This is a genomic window from Flavobacterium hydrophilum (genome assembly GCF_003202405.1).
Lineage (GTDB): Bacteria > Bacteroidota > Bacteroidia > Flavobacteriales > Flavobacteriaceae > Flavobacterium > Flavobacterium hydrophilum.
Genome location: NZ_QJHL01000002.1, coordinates 321,631 through 339,666, shown reverse-complemented (window position 1 = coordinate 339,666; position 18,036 = coordinate 321,631). Strand labels below are relative to the sequence as shown.

Below are 18,036 nucleotides of genomic sequence, written 5' to 3'. Positions count from 1 at the left end.
TTCGCAAAGTTATTTTTAAATCTTTGTGCATCTTTGTGAAAAACCTCAGTGAATCTCTGTGAAATAAAAAGCACAACAAATTACATGAACTTATATCGCTTATATGTTTTAATTTTCTTTTGCCTAAGTATAAATGTTTTTGGACAAAATCCCGAAGACAAAATATACAATGTCATAGATATTTTTGTTGCAAACCCTTCCGCGAAAGCGCTTCAAAATTTAACCAATACTGAAACTGCTTTCTGGAAAAATCCAAAGCCAAAAACCAAAGACGAATTGCTTGCCATTGTGGTTTTAAAATGCAACAAGGGATATTATCAGAATCAGTTTGGTCAGACACAGAATGCGATTTCGAGTTATGAAAAAGCATGGCAAATCTATCAGAAATATAAACTTAAAGATTACGACATTATTGAATATTGCCTGAAACCTTTGGGTAATTTATACACTGTTTTGGGAGATTATGACAGTGCCGAAAATACTATAAAACAGTATTATTTTATTGCTGAAACAGAGAAAAATCAATCACAAAAAATAGCGGCAATTCTGAATTTATCGAATGTTTATCAAAGTTCGGGCAAGATCTCAATGGCAATTGAACTTTTGGAAAACACTTTGAAAACTGAAAAATTGTCAAATGCCCTGAAAGGAACTTTATTGAATAATTTGGGCAATAATTATTTACTGAGTTCAGGCGGAAATTTACTATTCCCCGTAACAAGAGAAAAAGCTGAAAAAGCTTTTGAATCCTCAATAAAATTTCTTCAGAAAGAGAAAAATCAATTCGAAACTTTATCCAATTCTTATCGAAATCTTGCGGCGCTTAATCGTCAAAGACGAAGCTTTGTAACAGCAAATTCTTATTTAGAAAAAGCTGAAAAACTGTTTTTAGAATCCAAAAATCAACAGCCACGAAAATTGGCAAAATTATATTATGAAAAAGCTTTGCTGCTTTTTGATGAAAGAAGATATGAGGAAAGTTCAAAGCAGATTTTGGCTGTTTTTAAAGTTTTAATTCCAGATTACAATTCTAAAAACCTTCTGCCAAATCAAAACCAATTATATGCAGAAACTGTTTTGATAGATGCAATCGATCTGCAGGCAGAAATTCTACAGCTGAACCAGCTCAAAAAAGCATTAAAAGCTTTTGAACTTTCCTTTTACATTGAAGATTTATTAATGAATTCATTGGTTTATGAAAACTCAAAAATCATATCGCAATTGCGATCCCGAAACCGAACTGAAAAATGTATTGGGATTTATAATACTTTATATGAAAAGAAAGGAAAAGCTGAATATCTGAATGAAGCTTTTCAGTTGTCTGAAAGAACTAAATCGGGAATTTTAAAAAATTATCGTTCGAATATTAAAAACGCTTCCGCAGAAGAAAAACAGCTTTTGCAGCAATTTCAAAACTTAAACAATAGCATTTTAAAAGAACAGCAAAAGGGAGATGCTGCAAATATTTCGAAAATAAATAATCTTATTAAAAAGCAAAACGAATTGACGCTTTCGCTGAAGAAAATCCAGGCTGAAAATGCAGATTATATTCCGGAAAATTGTGATTTAAAAGCGCTGTTTTCAAAATTAAAAAATGACAAAGCCGTGATGGTTTATTATTTTATGGGTTCTGAAAAATTGTATTATTTTACTTTGCAACATAATCGGATTTCATTAAACAGAGTTCCTATTGGAGACGGAAAAATAGCTGATATTCTTTTTTTCCTGGATTATTTCAATGACGCTAATGCAATTATAAATGATATTTCGGGTTATAATCGTTCTGGAAATAATGTTTATAATCTATTACAATTGCCTGGTAATTCGGTTTATCAAAACCTAATCATTGTTCCTGATGGCATTTTGAATTTTCTTCCGTTTGAAGCATTGATTACAAAAGAATCTAAGACAACAAATTTTGCCAAAATGCATTATTTGCTGAACGATTTCAAGATAGCTTATAATACTTCGGCGAATATTTATTTGAATTCCAAACCCATTTCTAAATCCGAAAAAACCGTTTTGGGTGTTTTTCCGGTTTTCGAAAAAACGGCTTTTGAATTGAGTTATTCAAAGAAAGAATTAGAATCTATCCGCAGTAATTTTAAAGGAAAGTATTTAGAAAATTCGAATGCGAGTTTTTCTAATTTTAAAAATAACGTTTCCGATTATTCGATCCTTCATTTAAGCACGCATGCTGCTGCAGGCGATATTGAAACTCCGGCAAGCATCAAATTTTATGATCAGGAAATTTTATACTCAGAATTGTATAATCTGAGCATCAATCTGGATTTAGTGGTTTTAAGTGCCTGTGAAACCGGAATTGGAAAACTCTACAAAGCTGAAGGCGCCATGAGTGTGGCAAGAGGCTTTCAGTTTGCAGGAGCGCAGAATCTGTTGTTTTCGTTATGGAAAGTAAACGATTATACAACATCGGTTTTTATGACTGACTTCTATAAAAACATCCAAAATAACCAAACTTATTTTGAAGCCAATACAAATGCAAAACTTGATTTCTTGAATGACAAATCAATTCCGAACGCAAAAAAATCTCCTTATTACTGGAGCTCGTTTGTCTATTATGGCTCAATTTCTACTGAAACAAATTCGATCAACTATATCTATTACATCATTAGTTTATTGACTGTAATTGGTTTATTTTTGGTTTTCAATCATTATCGAAAATGGAAAATCTTCACCTGGTTCTTAAAAAAGAAAAATACAAAAAGATCAAATTTAAAATCATGAAAACGCAGCATTTATTGATTAAAGTGAAAATCAATGGTGTTCCGGGAAATTTTATTTTAGATACCGGTGCTTCTAACTCTTGTGTGGGCTATGAAAGCATTGAGCTATTTGAATTAACTTCAAAAAAATCCAAAACCAAAGCTGCAGGCGCCGGCGGAACCGGAATGAAAACGCAAATTTCCAAACAAAATTTACTGCAAATAGGTTCCTGGAAAAATACTGATTTTAGTCTGGTTATTTTTGATCTTTCGCACGTTAATGAAGCGTTGAGACAATACAAGGCAAAACCTGTTCACGGCATCATTGGTGCTGATGTTTTACTGGAAGGAAAAGCGATTATTGATTATTATAATCATTATTTGTATTTGAAATAAAAAGTAAGTTTTTTAGCTATATTTGCCAAGCCTGTTTTTAACAAATCTATACGTATGAAAAAAACTCTACTTGCTTTACTTTTTTTATTTACCAATCTCTTTTATGCACAGGTTAGCGATATTGAGCATTGTGCAGGAGATACTTCATTTAACTTGACTTCTCAAAAAACACTTTTGATTGGCAATTTGAACCCTGCTGAAACAATTGTCACTTATCATTTAAGTCTTGAGGATGCTACAAATAACACAAATGCCATTGCAAACCAGGCGAATTATGTCAGTAATGTAGCTTCTAGAACTATCTATGCCCGAATTGATAATAATGGAGTAGTTACTACTAATTATTTTAATTTGATTTTATACTCTTCTGTAGTTGAAAAAGTAACCATTGAACAAATATCTTGTCGAAATGAAAAAGGAAAAATCACAGTTCAGGGTATTGCTGGCAAGGCTCCTTATACTTATTCAATTAATAGAGGAACATATTCTCCAATCAATGTATTTATTGATTTAGTTCCTGGAATATATCTAATTAATACCAAAGATGCATTAGGCTGTGAAATGTCTATGAATGCTGTTATAACAACGGATGAACCACTAAAAGCAACCTACGCAAAGACAGATGTAAATTGTAATGGAGATTATGATGGCTCAATTTCTATTAATGCTAAAGGAGGAAGATCTCCTTATACTTACTCTCTTGACGGAGGGGCAACATTTGTCTCTACTAATGTTTTTTTAAATTTAGCAGCTGGAACATATAAAATAGCTATAAAAGATGATAATGGGTGTGTTGTGCCATATATGGCAACCATATCGGAGCCCGCAATTTTATCAGCAACTGCTGCGGTAGAAAATCAAACCATAACAATCAATGCAGCTGGTGGTAGTGGTTCTTATATGTATGCTATTTCACCAAACTTAAATCAGTTTTTTACAGATAGTGTATTCTCAAATTTAACTCCTGGAATTTACACTGTGGTAATATTAGATAAAAATGCTGGCTGTTATTTGATAAAAGAAATCTCTGTAAATCCACCATCACCACTAATAAACGGTAAAAACGCAATAAACTTTGATTTTACTCCTGGGCAAACTTTAGCAGATATTGTTGTAGATGGTCAAAACATAAAATGGTACGGTTCTCAAAATTCAACCGGAAAAACAAGTAAAAAAGCCGAAACAGATTTGCCATTAACAACAGTTTTGGTTGACGGGACAACTTATTATGCCTCTCAAACCATCAACAATGTCGAAAGTACCCAGCGTCTTGCAGTTACTGCAAAATCAAACGGAGCACTTTCAAATGAGGATTTTGTTTTACCAAATTTTAAATTTTACCCAAATCCTGTAAAAAATAAATTGTCATTAAGTAACACTGCTAATATTGATGAAGTCGAACTATCAGCCGTTTCAGGAAAGTCTGTTTTACTTAAGAAAATAAACGACATTCATTCTGAAATTGATTTATCAAATATCTCAACAGGCGTATATTTTCTAAAAGTAAAATCTGAAGGAAAAACCAAAACTATCAAAATTGTAAAAGAATAAAAGATTTAAATTCCAAATCTGAAATTCCAAATTCCAAAATTTAGTTTTACTAAAAATAAATAAATCCCAAACTCCTTAATTGGAATTTGGGATTTTAAACATTTATAAAATTGATTAATTGTTATTCGAATGTTTTTTCAATGAAACATAAGAAACAATTCCACTGCTCATCATCAATATTCCTCCAAGTATAAAAGGCATTCCCGGAAATTCAAATGGTGCGTCCTGATGCGTGAAATAATAAAAAAGACTCGACATTACCGGCGGGCCTATAATGGTTGCAGCACTCATCAAACTCGCAATTGTTCCCTGAATTTCTCCTTGCTCTGTTGGTAAAACACGCCCGGCAATTATAGCGCGCAATGACGGTCCTGCGATTCCGGCAAGACAATACGGAATCAAAAAGAGAAACATCATCCAGCTTTCTGAAACAAAAGCAAACAAAAACATGGCAAGAGTGTATAAAGACATTCCAATATAGATACTTTTTTCGTTTCCTATTTTTTTACTGGTCCATCGTATCAAACCGCCCTGAACGAGACTTACTAAAACTCCGACAACACCCAGCGAAATTCCAACCATTTTTTCATTCCAGTCAAATTTATACATCGTAAAATAACTCCAGTTACTTTCAACGGCATGAGCTGCAACGTAAATCAAAAACAAGGCGATCAGCAATCCATAAAGCGAAGGATATTTCCTTAAGTTCAAAAAGGCACCAATCGGGTTTGCCCTTTTTAGATTAACCGGTCTTCTGTTCTCCTTTGATAAGGATTCAGGCAGAATAAAATATCCGTAGAGGAAATTCAGCAAACACAAAACTGCTGCGGCATAAAACGGAATTCTCGATCCGTAATGTCCCAAAATACCTCCAAGCACAGGACCGATTATAAATCCGAGTCCAAAAGCGACTCCGATCATTCCGAAATTTTTGGCTCTGTTTTCCGGTGTACTCACATCGGCTATATACGCGGAAGCAGTTGAAATACTGGCTCCAGTTAATCCGGCAATTATTCTTCCAATAAACAGCCAAGTAATTGTTGGTGCAAATGCCAGCAAAATATAATCCAGCGCAAAAGCAAAAAGCGAAATTAAAATTATAGGTCTTCGACCAAATTTGTCACTCAGATTACCAATTAAAGGTGCAAACAAAAATTGTGTCATCGCATAAGCAAAGGTCAGCCAGCCACCATATTTAGCTGCTTCGCTCACATCGCCATGTATTAATTCTTTAATCAGTTTTGGAATAACCGGAATAATGATTCCCCATCCGGTAATGTCGATTAACATGGTAATAAAGATAAAGCCGATTGCAGCTTGTTTTTTGTTGGAGGACATAAATGAGTTGGTTAGTTAGGCAAATAAAAAAATTAAAACTAAAAAGCTTTTATAAAACTAAAGAATTCTTTTTACCTGTTATTGTATTGATTTCTTTGAAAGCTTCTCTTTTGGATTTTTCCCCAAAGCCCATAAAATTCCGCCCGTAAGATGCTGAATATATACAGGATCTGAATAATCTTTACTATCGTGTCCCAAAGCGGTGTAAAACACTCTGGCACCTTCAAATTCATGAAACCAGGCCAAGGGAAAGTAATCCCCAAAAATGCGTCCCGGATAAACTCCTTTTTCATTATCGTTCACCGTTCGCAAATCGGCTGCCAATACGATCTGAATATTGGGGTTGAGTTCATCCATATAGTAGCACTCGTCTTCCTTTTTCCATGTTTCAGGAAGTTTTGAAGTGGAAGGATGGTTTTTATCAATTACTTTTATTTCGAAAGACTGAAAAGCAGGGTGTTTTTTAAATTTTCCTCCTATCATTTTGGTATACCAGGGCCAGGAGCGTTCAGAATCAGAGGCACTATGAATTCCTACAAATGCGCCTCCCCGCTGGATATAATCTGCAAATGCCTGCTTTTGTTCTTCAGTATCAAAGATATCATTACACGTATTTGAGAAAACAAGACAGCGGTACTTTAGCAAATTTTCAATAGTCATTACCGAAGGATCATCTGAAACATCAACAATTAAATTATTTGCTTCGCCAATTTTCTTTAAAGCCCCCACACTGGCTGCAATATTTTTATGCACATATCCTTTACCGTTTTTCGTATAAACTAATATGCGTTTTTTAGCTGGCGGATTTGCACAAACAAAATTCAAACCCAATATAAGGGTAAGTAGTATTAGTTTTATTTTCATACTTAGATATTTATTTTCCGAATATAAAAAGAAAACCCCAAACGATTTTCATCATTTGGGGTTTTTATAATTAAAAGGACTATTAATTACAACTCCAATGCTCTTTTAGCATCACCGTTCATCAATAATTCTAAAGGATTTTCTAAAGCTTCTTTAACCGCAACTAAGAAACCAACAGATTCACGTCCGTCGATGATTCTGTGGTCATAAGAAAGTGCTACGTACATCATTGGGTGAATCTCAACTTTACCGTTTACAGCGATTGGACGCTCGATAATGTTGTGCATTCCTAAGATTCCTGACTGTGGAGGGTTTATGATTGGAGTAGATAACATACTTCCGAAAACACCACCGTTAGTAATTGTGAAAGTTCCTCCAGTCATATCATCAACTGTAATTTGCCCGTCACGTGCTCTTAAAGCTAATCTTTTGATTTCAGCTTCGATTCCGCGGAAAGTTAAAAGTTCAGCGTTACGAACTACAGGAACCATTAATCCTTTTGGTCCTGAAACTGCGATTGAGATGTCAGCAAAATCATAAGCGATTTTGTAATCACCATCCATCATAGAGTTAACATCAGGATATAATTGTAAAGCTCTTGTAACTGCTTTTGTAAAGAATGACATGAATCCTAAACCAAGACCACCATGTTTTGCTTTGAAAGCATCTTTGTATTCGTTACGAATCTGGTTGATTGGCGTCATGTTTACTTCGTTGAAAGTAGTAAGCATAGCCGTTTCATTTTTAGCTGAAACCAGTCTTTCTGCTACTTTACGACGTAACATTGATAATTTTGTACGCTCAGTTCCACGGCTTCCACCAGTTGGAGTTCCCATAGAAGGTACTGCATTTACAGCATCATCTTTAGTGATTCTTCCACCTTTACCAGTTCCTGAAACTGTAGCCGGAGCAATATTTTTCTCGTCTAATATTTTTCTTGCTGCCGGAGATGGAGTTCCCGCTGCATAACTTGTTGCTGCCGGAGCCTGAACCGGAGCTGCTTTTGGAGCCTCAGCTTTTGCTTCTGCTTTTGGAGCTTCAGCCTTAGGAGCCTCTGCCGCTGGTGCAGCTGCTGAACCTGCTGGTTTTGCTGCATCAGTATCAATTAAACAAACTACTGCGCCAACTGCAACTGTATCACCTTCTTCTGCTTTTAATGTAATTACACCGCTCATTTCAGCAGGTAATTCAAGAGTAGCTTTATCTGAATCAACTTCAGCAATCGCCTGATCTTTTTCTACATAATCTCCGTCTTTTACTAACCAAGTTGCAATTTCAACTTCTTTTATTGATTCCCCTGGTGATGGGACTTTCATTTCTAAAATCATCTTTGTTTTTGTTTAAGGTTTTTATGGTTTCAATCCCGATAGCTATCGGGACTGAAACTTGAAACATTTTTATCTAATTGTTGTATGACATTTCAGGAAGTACTTTTGCAAATTCTTCGCCTTTTTCTTTTAATTTATTATATTTTTCTGTAGACTTCTTAATGATGCTTGCGTATTCTTCTGCACCTTCTTTTAAATCTAATTCAGTTGCAACATATTCTTTTTTTTCTGAAATCGATTTTATTAAGATAGCTGCTTTCTTTTTTTCAAATTTCTTAGGCGTTTTATAGCTTTCAGGACTAGGATTAAAAGGAACTAATTTTACACCTGCTTTTATGGCACCCATTTGCGCTTCAGAATCAACTATGTAAATTTTTCCAGCTTCAAGATCCGCCTCAATAAAATCAGTATTTTCTGACCTGGACCAAAAAACATGTTTGCCAGGCTCACATTCATAAACTAAATATTTACCATAATTGAATTTACCTAAATATTTTTCTCCATCAAAATATTTAAAATTTATTAAAGCTCCCATTCCTGAAGATCTCACAAAATAAACGATTGTTTTACCTTCACTTGGTTTTCTTAATTCCTGAGAATAACCCGTAATTGATAATATTACAAAAGCAAGAATAAGTATCTTTCTCATAAATTTTATCTGAATAAATTTTTATCGAATACCATTCTGATTGCATCTGCGTGACGACGTTTTGCACGTGTGTAACTTCCCGCGGCCGGAGCAGAATATGCTTTTAATGAAGCCAGTCTCCATTTTACAAGATCAAAGTTCATTAACATAAAGCTGTAAGCTCCCATGTTTTTAGGCTCTTCCTGTGCCCAAACATAATCATCAGCATTAGGATATTGTGCGATGATTGCTTTTAACTGTTCAACCGGTAAAGGGAATAATTGCTCAATACGAACAATTGCCACATCTTTTCTTCCGTTGTTTTCTCTTTCGGCAGCAATATCATAGTAGAATTTACCTGTACAGAAAACCAGTGTTTTTACGTCTTTTTTGTTTACTGTAGTATCGTCGATAGTTTCCTGGAAACTTCCTTTTGCCAATTCTTCAACTGAAGAAACACATCTTGGATCACGTAGTAAACTTTTTGGAGAGAAAACTACCAAAGGTTTACGGAAATCCGTTTTCATTTGTCTTCTTAACAAGTGGAAAAAGTTTGCTGGCGTTGTACAATCAGCAACATACATATTGTGTCTTGCGCAAAGCTGTAAATAACGCTCCATTCTTGCTGAAGAGTGTTCTGCTCCCTGACCTTCGTATCCGTGAGGCAATAATAAAACAATACCGTTTTGGTTGTTCCATTTGTCTTCACCACAAGAAATATACTGGTCAATCATAATCTGAGCTCCATTAGAGAAATCTCCAAATTGTGCTTCCCAGATTGTTAAAGCGTTCGGGTTTGCCAAAGCATAACCGTAATCAAATCCTAAAACTCCGTATTCTGATAAAAGTGAATTGAATACGCCAAAGTTTCCTTTTTTGTTTTCGATGTTGTTCAATAAGATTACTTCTTCTTCAGAATCTTCCACTTTAACTACCGCATGACGGTGAGAGAAAGTTCCACGCTCCACATCCTGACCTGAAATTCTGATATCAAATCCTTCTGTTAAAAGAGAACCATAAGCTAAAGCTTCAGCAGTTCCCCAGTCTAAGGTGTTGTTATCATATCCTGTTTTTCTGTCAGAAACAATTTTATTTATTTTATTGATGAATTTCTTATCAGAAGGTAAAGTTGAAATTGTATTTATAATTGAATCCAGTCCTTTTTTATCGAAAGAAGTATCGACTTTTTTCAACATTACATCATCAGAAACCTGCTTGAATCCTTTCCACTCATTTTGCATAAATGGAGTAATGATTGTCAACGCCTTTTTACGGGATGCTTCTAAATTTTGTTCAAGATCTGCTTTGTATTCTTTTTCAATTGTGTTTACATAATTCGCATCAATAACTCTTTCTGATAAAAGCTTTTCAGCATAAATATCTCTTGGGTTTTGATGTTTTGCAATAATTTTATATAAAACCGGCTGTGTAAAACGAGGCTCATCACCTTCGTTATGACCGTATTTTCTGTATCCTAATAAATCGATAAATACGTCACGTCCAAACTCCATTCTGTAGTCTAATGCAAAAGATACTGCGTGTACAACAGCCTCAGCATCGTCAGCATTTACGTGTAATACAGGCGAAAGTGTTACTTTGGCAACATCTGTACAATAAGTAGAAGAACGTGCATCTAAATAATTGGTAGTAAATCCAACCTGATTATTGATTACAATATGAATGGTACCTCCGGTTTTGTAACCGTCTAATTGTGCCATCTGAATGATTTCATAAAGTAAACCCTGACCTGCAATTGCAGCATCACCGTGAACGGCAATTGGTAATACTTTTGAGAAATCGTCTGCATAATATTTATCTTGTTTTGCTCTCGTGATTCCTTCAATAACAGCTCCAACTGTTTCTAAGTGCGAAGGATTTGGCGCTAAATTGATATTGATGCTTTTTCCTGATCTTGTTTTTTTATCGGCAGTAAGACCTAAGTGGTATTTTACGTCACCATCAAAGTATTCCTGATCGTAATCTTTACCGTCAAATTCGCTAAAGATATCCTGAGTTGATTTTCCGAAGATGTTTGCCAAAACGTTCAAACGCCCACGGTGCGCCATTCCCATTACAAATTGCTCCACTCCTTTTTCGGCAGCTTTTTCGATCAAAGCGTCCAAAGCAGGGATAATCGTTTCACCACCTTCTAATGAAAATCGTTTTTGACCTACATATTTAGTATGCAAAAAGTTCTCAAAAGAAACAGCTTCATTTAATTTATTAAGGATAGTTTGTTTTTCTTCTGTAGAGAAATTAGGCTGATTGTTGTTAACCCCTAATTTATCCTGAATCCATTTTACAACACCAGGGTTTCTGATGTACATATATTCAACACCAATGTGCTGGCAGTAAATTGCTTTAAGACGGGTAATGATATCCTGTAAAGAGCAAGGTGCAACACCAATAACCTGAGCGGCATCAAAAACGGTAGAAAGATCGGCAGTTGTTAATCCGAAGTTTTCAATATCCAAAGTTGGAGATGATGTCCTGCGGTCGCGAACGGGATTGGTTTTAGTGAATAAATGACCACGTGAACGGTAGCCATCAATCAATTTCAATACGTTAAATTCTTTTTGTAATTTTTCAGAAACTTTACTGTAATCTGTGTTGTCGCCAGTCGTTACATACTCAACGATTGTTTGCACAGGATTTTCATCATTATAAGTTGTTTGTCCAAAGTCAAAGCCCTGAAAAAAACTTCTCCAGCTTGGCTCAACGCTGTCTGGATTTACTAAATATTGATCGTATAATTGTGCAAAAAACTCTGTATGCGCTGCATTTAAAAATGAAAACCTATCCATAATATTTGAGTGAATATACTTTTTGTTATATAGAATGGCAAAAGTACAACAAACGATATTATTTAAATGATTTTTTTACGTACTTTTACGTAAAAATTTGTTAAAAATAGCCTAAACTATGAAGAAAATTCATCTTTCAATCGTTTTCAAATCATTTTTTGTGATTCTGGCCAGTCTGTTTTCAAATGTTACAATTGCACAGGAAGAGAATAATGTAATCGATAACAATAATCAATTTTGGAACAAAGTACAATTTGGAGGAGGATTAGGTCTTGGAATTGGTTCAGGATATACAGATATTTCGGTAATGCCGAGTGCTATTTATAATGTAAATCAAATTGTTTCAGTTGGAGTTGGGCTTCAATTTGGTTATTTAGCTTCAAAAAATTACTATGATTCTTATGTATATGGAGGAAGCCTGATTACACTCGTAAATCCGATTCCGGAAATTCAATTATCCGCTGAATTAGAACAAGTTCGTGTTAATACGGATTATGATGCCAGAAATGGTTTTCCGTCGTATTCGGATAATTTTTGGAACACAGCACTATATCTTGGAGCTGGTTACAGAACAGGAAGTGTTACTATTGGTGCACGATATGACGTTTTATTTAATGATGACAGAAGCTTGTATGGATCTGCTTTTATGCCTTTTGTGAGGGTGTATTTCTAAAAGTTTCTGAGATGCTGAGATTCTAAGTTATTTAAGATTGAAGAAATATATTTTTATAATTGCAACTTATAATTATTTTTAGTTGTAATAATTCTAAAAAGGCAGATATTAAAAACCAAAAAATTTTCAAAAAGAATTAAGGTCTTTTTTTGATTCGGATAAAATCGATCATTTTGCGAATTCAACTGAGAATTTGAGCATTCATTTTGTGAAAATTCAAAGGAAGTTGACAAGAAAAAGAATTCTTTAGTTTTTTAAAATTGAATGAGGTTTTTATTACATTAGATAAAAATGGAGGTGTGACTGATGGACCACAATTACACTTTTCCTAACTCTCTCATATAATTAATTAAAATTCATAACCATGATTAAAATAAATTATAAAATTCAATTTGTACTTTTTGCCATTTGCTTATTCTTTATTGGTTTAGGTATATTTCAAATGATAGATCAAGGATTAAAAACGGATGTTGATGTTTTTTGGCAAATTTCTCACTTTGTTCCATTTATTATGGGAGCAATTATTTTTGGTGCTAACATATTCACTAAACGTATTGAAAAGTTCAGATAGGTAATTATCTGAAAGATTCAGCGCTAATAACAAAATTTATGAACTGTAATTGAAATATACAGATGCATACGTTTATACGCTCTTTCATATTTTTTTATAAGACCGCCTTCCGATAACTGAATAACTTATTTATAAAAATTTCGAAACCAAACTTTCTGCCATTCTCTCTTTAGTATTAAAAAAGAAACCTCTTCAGCAAGAACAACCAAATCTGACCCATCGAGCTGTTTGATTTCGTTTTCAGGAACATCAATTATATACAGCAGATTGAGGTATTCAGCAAATTTATACTGAATCATTCGGTAGATTTTTTCGTGAAGCTGGATTTTTAATTCTCCAGGTACAATACTTAATGGAAAATCAATTCCCTCGTTTGCCAGATTAAAATCTTTATTGAGCTGCTCAACCAAGTTCAGGTATAAAGAATCTTTTTGAGCTTCTTCGAATAACAAATCGGTATTTAAGGGAGAAACGTACATAGGTTTTTCAATTTCAAAATTCAATGGCAATGGCAAAAATCAAATTCAATTTCAATGACAATAGTTACCTCAAAAAGCAATTTCAGTTACAATGGCAATTTTAAAAATTAATGCAAATCAAAACTTTTACTTGTTTTTTTAAATTTCCAGTAATCAACTATTTTAGACAAAAGCACATCTCCTCCTGCGTAGAAAAAAACTGCACCCATTGGCGGATTGGCTGCCGGAATTAATCCGAAAGTTTTCGGCACCCATTTCCAGCATTGAAAATAAGTTCCGCCAAGCTCAATAAATATAACACAAAGGGCAATGAAATAATATAAATTCTGCCATTTTTTTCTCTTTAAAACCCAAAAGAAAAGCACTCCGAAAATCAATGAAAAAACATCTTTCAGCAAAATTCCAACAGATAAAAACAATACCACGAATCCAACTGCAAAATATTTTCGAAGAATATTATCATTTTTAACCGCCCATTCTGTATGTGCAAAAACATAACCTGAAGCATACACAATCGCATGACCAAAAGGTACATATAGCGGAATGACTGTTGTTCTGTAATTGTACATTCCTAGTAAAGTGCAAAAAAGCACTTCTCCTATATAAGACAAAAAAACCATTACAAACATCAGTTTCCTTAAATAAGAGCCGGAAACCCAAAAGAAAAAAGAGAAATAAATTATGGCTAAAACATTCGTAATTTGTCGCCCGTCAAAATAATACTGATTAAACGCAACACTATCAATTCCTAAAGCAAAAAGGGTAAAAAAAGGGAAACATGCCGCAAAAAACAACTGCATTCTCGCATTACTATTGCTGTCAGCAAAAAAAAGACTATTTATTATGGCCTCCATAAATCTTATATTAAACCTTTCTACCCATTAGATTTTCGCCAAAATTTCTCAGGATATTTTTCTTTTCTGTGTGGATATTCATTTTTTCAAGCGTTTCAAAAGCCTTAAAAGTGTACATCTCTATAGCTTTCTGAGTGGCTTCTGATGCACCGGATTCGTTAAAAATTCCCTTTGCTTTTTCTATTTTACCTGTGTTGTCTTCTAATTGTTGGCTAAATAATTTTTGCAGTTCAGAAACTTTTTCAGGTGTAGAAAATTCCATTGCTTTTAAGTACAAATAGGTTTTTTTATTTTCGATAATATCTCCTCCTACTTGTTTCCCAAAGGTTTCAGGATCTCCAAAAGCATCTAAATAATCATCCTGTAACTGAAAAGCCAAACCTAAATTGAGTCCGAAATCATAAATGAATTCGGCTTCTTTTTCAGAAGTTTTGGCTACAATAGCTCCCATTTTCATGGCTGCTGCGACCAAAACAGCCGTTTTATATTCAATCATTTTCAGGTATTCGGGAATGGTAACATCTGAGCGCGTTTCAAAATCAACATCCCATTGCTGACCTTCACAAACCTCAAGTGCTGTTTTACTGAATAATTTTGCTAAGTCCCTGAAAATAGTTGGTTCGTATTGTTCAAAATATTGATACGCCAGGATAAGCATTGCATCTCCGGACAGGATTCCGGTGTTCAGATTCCATTTTTCATGTACCGTAACCTGCCCTCTTCTCAACGGTGCATCGTCCATAATATCATCATGAACCAGCGAAAAATTATGAAAAACTTCTACAGCCATTGCCGCCGGAAGTGCTATTTTATAATCGGCATCAAAAACTTCTGCCGCCATTAGAGTTAGCACCGGACGCATCCGTTTACCGCCAAGTCCTAAAATATATTCAATAGGTTCATAAAGATTTTTAGGCTCTTTGCTTATGTTTTGACTCTTTAAATAATTAATGAAAAAATCCTGGTACTGGCTAATATCGTGCATAAAATGGAATTCTGATTTACGAAGCCCAAAGATACAATTCAAATACGAATTATTGTTTTTAAAATTTAAATGATGACAGAATTTAAATTTACCTGAATTTAACTCATTTTTAAGACGTTAAAATTATTTTAAAAAAAACATGGAAACTTTTTTGGTGTTCTCAGTTTCCTGTTTATATTTGCACACGGAAACTTAAAACACTAAAAAAGTTTCCTTAAGAGTTGGAGTAATCTATAAACTCAATAAAATCAGAAATTTATGAGAACAAAATGGACTTTAGATTCTAGCCAGTCAGATGTTTTAATTAAAATGAGGCATTCGATAATTGCTTATTTAGGAGGAACGACAAATAAATTTGACGGTTATGTTAACATTGATGATAATGAAATTGAAGATGCTTCTGTTGAATTTTCTTTAGACATAAATAATAAAGCTGATAATTTCCAGCAAATTGATACGCACTTACAACTGAATGATTTGTTTAATGTAAATGAGCATCCTATTATTAGTTTCAAATCAACTTCTTTTCAAAAAGTAAATAACAATATCAACTTCTTTAAAGGAGACTTAACTATAAAAGATGTTACACGAGTTGTAGAACTTGACGCAGAATTTATTGGTGTCAATACTTATAACGGAGAGAAAAAAGTTGCTTTTGAAATTAAAGGAGATATTAAACGCCAGGATTTTGGTTTAGACTATAATTCATATAACCACAACGGAGGATTGGCGTTGGGAAAAGATATAAAACTTATTGCAAATTTAGAATTCAGCATATAAATCTTACGTAATGAATAAGTTAATGTAAAATTATTACAAATGTATTGGAAGCTTTTTTTGTAACTTTAGTTTCCTAATTACTTTTGCAATACAATGTGAAAATTAAAATGAAAGAGAAAATTATTTCAAAAGCAAGTGAACTATTTTTAAAACTGGGTTTTAAAAGTGTTACAATGGATGATATTGCAGGAGAAATGTGTATTTCTAAAAAAACAATTTACAAGTATTTCTGTAACAAAGAGATTTTAATAGAAGAAAGCACAACTTTAGTTCATAAACAGGTACATGAAATCATTGATACGATTGTAGCTAAAAACAATAATGCCATTCAGGAGAATTTTGAGATCCGTGAAATGTTTTGCGAAATGTTTACAAACAGTTTGGATTCGTCACCAATCTATCAGCTTAAAAAACATTATCCTGAAATCTACCATAAACTTATGACTACCGAAATAGATCAATGCAGCCAATGGTTTAGAGAAAATATTGAAAAAGGAATTCGTGAAAAATTGTATAGAGCAGATCTGAATATTGATGTTTATGTAAGGTTTTATTACACTTTAATTTTTTACATTAATGAAACAACAGTATCAGACAAAGAATCGCAAAAATTAGAATTAGAAGCCTTAGAATATCACACCAGAGCAATGTCGACTCCTTTAGGAATTGTAGAATTAGAAAAACAACTTAAAAAAATTATTATTTAATCATCAATCTATATGAAAAGAATCGTTCTTATATTTTTGTGCACCATTGGCTTATCGGTCAACGCACAAGTCAAAACACTAACCCTGAAAGAGGCCCTTACCTATGCGCTTCAAAATAAAGCAGAGGCTAAGAAATCAAAATTGCAGATTGAAAACAGCGAATATCAAATTCAGGAAATACGTTCAAGAGCATTGCCACAAATATCTGCAAACGGAAATTTAACATATAATGCTATACTCCAGACAACTGTTATTGATGGAGCAGCATTTAATGCTCCGGGAACCACAATTCAGGCAGCATTTGGCCAAAAATGGATGTCAACTGCAGGACTATCCTTAACTCAGGCTATATTTGACCAGGCTGTTTTTACAGGATTAAGAGCTGCCAGATCTACTCGTGAATTTTATCAGATTAATGATCAATTAACAGAAGAGCAGGTAATTGAAAGAGTAGCAAATAACTATTATACAGTATATGTACAACGTGACAGATTGACCTTGTTAGACAGCACTTATGCTAATACAACAAAAGTTCATAATATTGTAAAAGGACAATTTGATAATGGTTTAGCAAAAAAAATAGATTTAGACCGTATCGTTGTAAAACTTTCAAACATTGATACAGAGCGTCAACAAGTTAAGAATCAGGTTGAATTACAGGAAAATGCTTTAAAGTTTTATATGGGAATGCCAATCGAAACTCAAATTGAAATTCCTTCTGAAGAGTTTGAAGCTACATCAGCAGCATTGACAGAAACTCCAAATGCAGAAAACAGAACCGAATATTTGCTTTTGAAAAAACAAGAAGAGCTTTTAGTATATAATAAAAAAGCTGTTGAAGCCGGATATTACCCGACACTTTCATTAACTGCAGGTTACAATTATATTGGTCAGGGACCTGAAATGCCTTGGTTTAAAAAGCCAAAAGACGGGGTCTACTGGTCTGACTACTCTGCTATCGGATTAAATTTAAACATCCCAATTTTCACAGGTTTTGGAACCCGTGCCAAAGTGAGACAGGCAGATGTTGAAATTAGAACACTTCAGGAAGACATGAAAGACACCAAACTTTCACTTGACCTGGACTATAGAAATGCGATGACGCAAATCAACAATAATCTTGTGACTATTGAGAACCAAAAAGAAAATATGCGCCTTGCAAGTGAAATTTTAAGCAATACCAAAAACAATTACTTACAGGGATTAGCATCATTAACTGACTTATTAGATGCAGAAAATGCAAATCAGGAAGCTCAAAACAACTATAGCAGAGCAGTTTTAAATTATAAAATTGCCGAAGTATCACTAATCAAATCAAAAGGCGAACTAAAATCACTTATTAAATAACTAAT

At 33.8% G+C, this 18,036-nt stretch carries 16 protein-coding genes; 8 read left to right on the top strand and 8 right to left on the bottom strand.

Annotated features, from left to right (window positions below):
- Positions 1-84: 84 nt before the first annotated feature.
- From DMB68_RS10645 to DMB68_RS10635, 3 genes are read left to right on the top strand one after another with little or no spacing between them, the layout of a single operon-like run.
- Entirely contained in the window at positions 85-2,748 is a 2,664-nt protein-coding gene (locus tag DMB68_RS10645; RefSeq protein WP_110346662.1) for a CHAT domain-containing protein, read from the top strand.
- Positions 2,685-3,122, top strand: coding sequence for a retropepsin-like aspartic protease (locus DMB68_RS10640; RefSeq protein ID WP_110346661.1), 438 nt, complete (start codon positions 2,685-2,687; stop codon positions 3,120-3,122). Before DMB68_RS10645 ends, DMB68_RS10640 begins: the two co-directional genes overlap by 64 nt.
- A 54-nt stretch (positions 3,123-3,176) precedes the next feature.
- Entirely contained in the window at positions 3,177-4,673 is a 1,497-nt protein-coding gene (locus DMB68_RS10635) for a T9SS type A sorting domain-containing protein (RefSeq protein WP_110346660.1), read from the top strand.
- Positions 4,674-4,787: 114 nt separating this feature from the next.
- Here the strand turns inward: DMB68_RS10635 and DMB68_RS10630 are convergent, their stop codons facing one another.
- From DMB68_RS10630 to DMB68_RS10610, 5 genes are all read right to left on the bottom strand, one after another.
- The gene (locus tag DMB68_RS10630) at positions 4,788-6,011 is read right to left on the bottom strand and encodes a TCR/Tet family MFS transporter (RefSeq protein ID WP_110346659.1); all 1,224 of its coding nucleotides are present in this window, start codon (positions 6,009-6,011) and stop codon (positions 4,788-4,790) included.
- A gap of 78 nt (positions 6,012-6,089) precedes the next feature.
- The gene (locus DMB68_RS10625; RefSeq protein ID WP_110346658.1) at positions 6,090-6,875 is read right to left on the bottom strand and encodes a ThuA domain-containing protein; all 786 of its coding nucleotides are present in this window, start codon (positions 6,873-6,875) and stop codon (positions 6,090-6,092) included.
- Between the two features lie 86 nt (positions 6,876-6,961).
- Positions 6,962-8,203 (bottom strand): 2-oxoglutarate dehydrogenase complex dihydrolipoyllysine-residue succinyltransferase, encoded by a 1,242-nt coding sequence (gene odhB / locus DMB68_RS10620; RefSeq protein ID WP_110346657.1) that lies wholly within the window; start codon positions 8,201-8,203, stop codon positions 6,962-6,964.
- Positions 8,204-8,276: 73 nt separating this feature from the next.
- Positions 8,277-8,852: a hypothetical protein gene (locus DMB68_RS10615; RefSeq protein ID WP_110346656.1), complete on the bottom strand. Its 576-nt coding sequence runs from the start codon at positions 8,850-8,852 to the stop codon at positions 8,277-8,279.
- A gap of 5 nt (positions 8,853-8,857) precedes the next feature.
- Complete coding sequence (locus DMB68_RS10610) at positions 8,858-11,635, bottom strand: 2-oxoglutarate dehydrogenase E1 component (protein ID WP_110346655.1); 2,778 nt, start codon at positions 11,633-11,635, stop codon at positions 8,858-8,860.
- Between the two features lie 118 nt (positions 11,636-11,753).
- On the opposite strand from DMB68_RS10610, the gene DMB68_RS10605 reads away from it, so the two are divergent.
- Positions 11,754-12,308, top strand: a complete 555-nt coding sequence (locus DMB68_RS10605) for a hypothetical protein (RefSeq protein ID WP_110346654.1) — start codon at positions 11,754-11,756, stop codon at positions 12,306-12,308.
- Positions 12,309-12,672: 364 nt separating this feature from the next.
- Positions 12,673-12,879, top strand: a complete 207-nt coding sequence (locus DMB68_RS10600) for a hypothetical protein (RefSeq protein ID WP_110346653.1) — start codon at positions 12,673-12,675, stop codon at positions 12,877-12,879.
- Positions 12,880-13,004: 125 nt separating this feature from the next.
- On the opposite strand, the gene DMB68_RS10595 is transcribed toward DMB68_RS10600, so the two are convergent.
- From DMB68_RS10595 to DMB68_RS10585, 3 genes are all read right to left on the bottom strand, one after another.
- Positions 13,005-13,358 carry a hypothetical protein gene (locus DMB68_RS10595; RefSeq protein ID WP_110347077.1) on the bottom strand — a complete coding sequence of 118 codons (354 nt, stop codon included), beginning with the start codon at positions 13,356-13,358 and terminating at the stop codon, positions 13,005-13,007.
- A 107-nt stretch (positions 13,359-13,465) separates the two neighbouring features.
- Entirely contained in the window at positions 13,466-14,212 is a 747-nt protein-coding gene (locus tag DMB68_RS10590; RefSeq protein WP_124019416.1) for a hypothetical protein, read from the bottom strand.
- 10 nt (positions 14,213-14,222) lie between these two features.
- Positions 14,223-15,197, bottom strand: a complete 975-nt coding sequence (locus tag DMB68_RS10585; protein WP_110346651.1) for a polyprenyl synthetase family protein — start codon at positions 15,195-15,197, stop codon at positions 14,223-14,225.
- A 258-nt stretch (positions 15,198-15,455) separates the two neighbouring features.
- Here DMB68_RS10585 and DMB68_RS10580 point away from each other — a divergent pair, with 258 nt between their 5' ends.
- The 3 genes from DMB68_RS10580 (at position 15,456) to DMB68_RS10570 (ending at position 18,031) form a co-directional block, all read left to right on the top strand.
- Positions 15,456-15,977 carry a YceI family protein gene (locus tag DMB68_RS10580; protein WP_110346650.1) on the top strand — a complete coding sequence of 174 codons (522 nt, stop codon included), beginning with the start codon at positions 15,456-15,458 and terminating at the stop codon, positions 15,975-15,977.
- A gap of 107 nt (positions 15,978-16,084) precedes the next feature.
- Positions 16,085-16,684 (top strand): TetR/AcrR family transcriptional regulator, encoded by a 600-nt coding sequence (locus tag DMB68_RS10575; protein WP_110346649.1) that lies wholly within the window; start codon positions 16,085-16,087, stop codon positions 16,682-16,684.
- 12 nt (positions 16,685-16,696) lie between these two features.
- Positions 16,697-18,031: a TolC family protein gene (locus DMB68_RS10570; protein ID WP_110346648.1), complete on the top strand. Its 1,335-nt coding sequence runs from the start codon at positions 16,697-16,699 to the stop codon at positions 18,029-18,031.
- Positions 18,032-18,036: the final 5 nt, after the last annotated feature.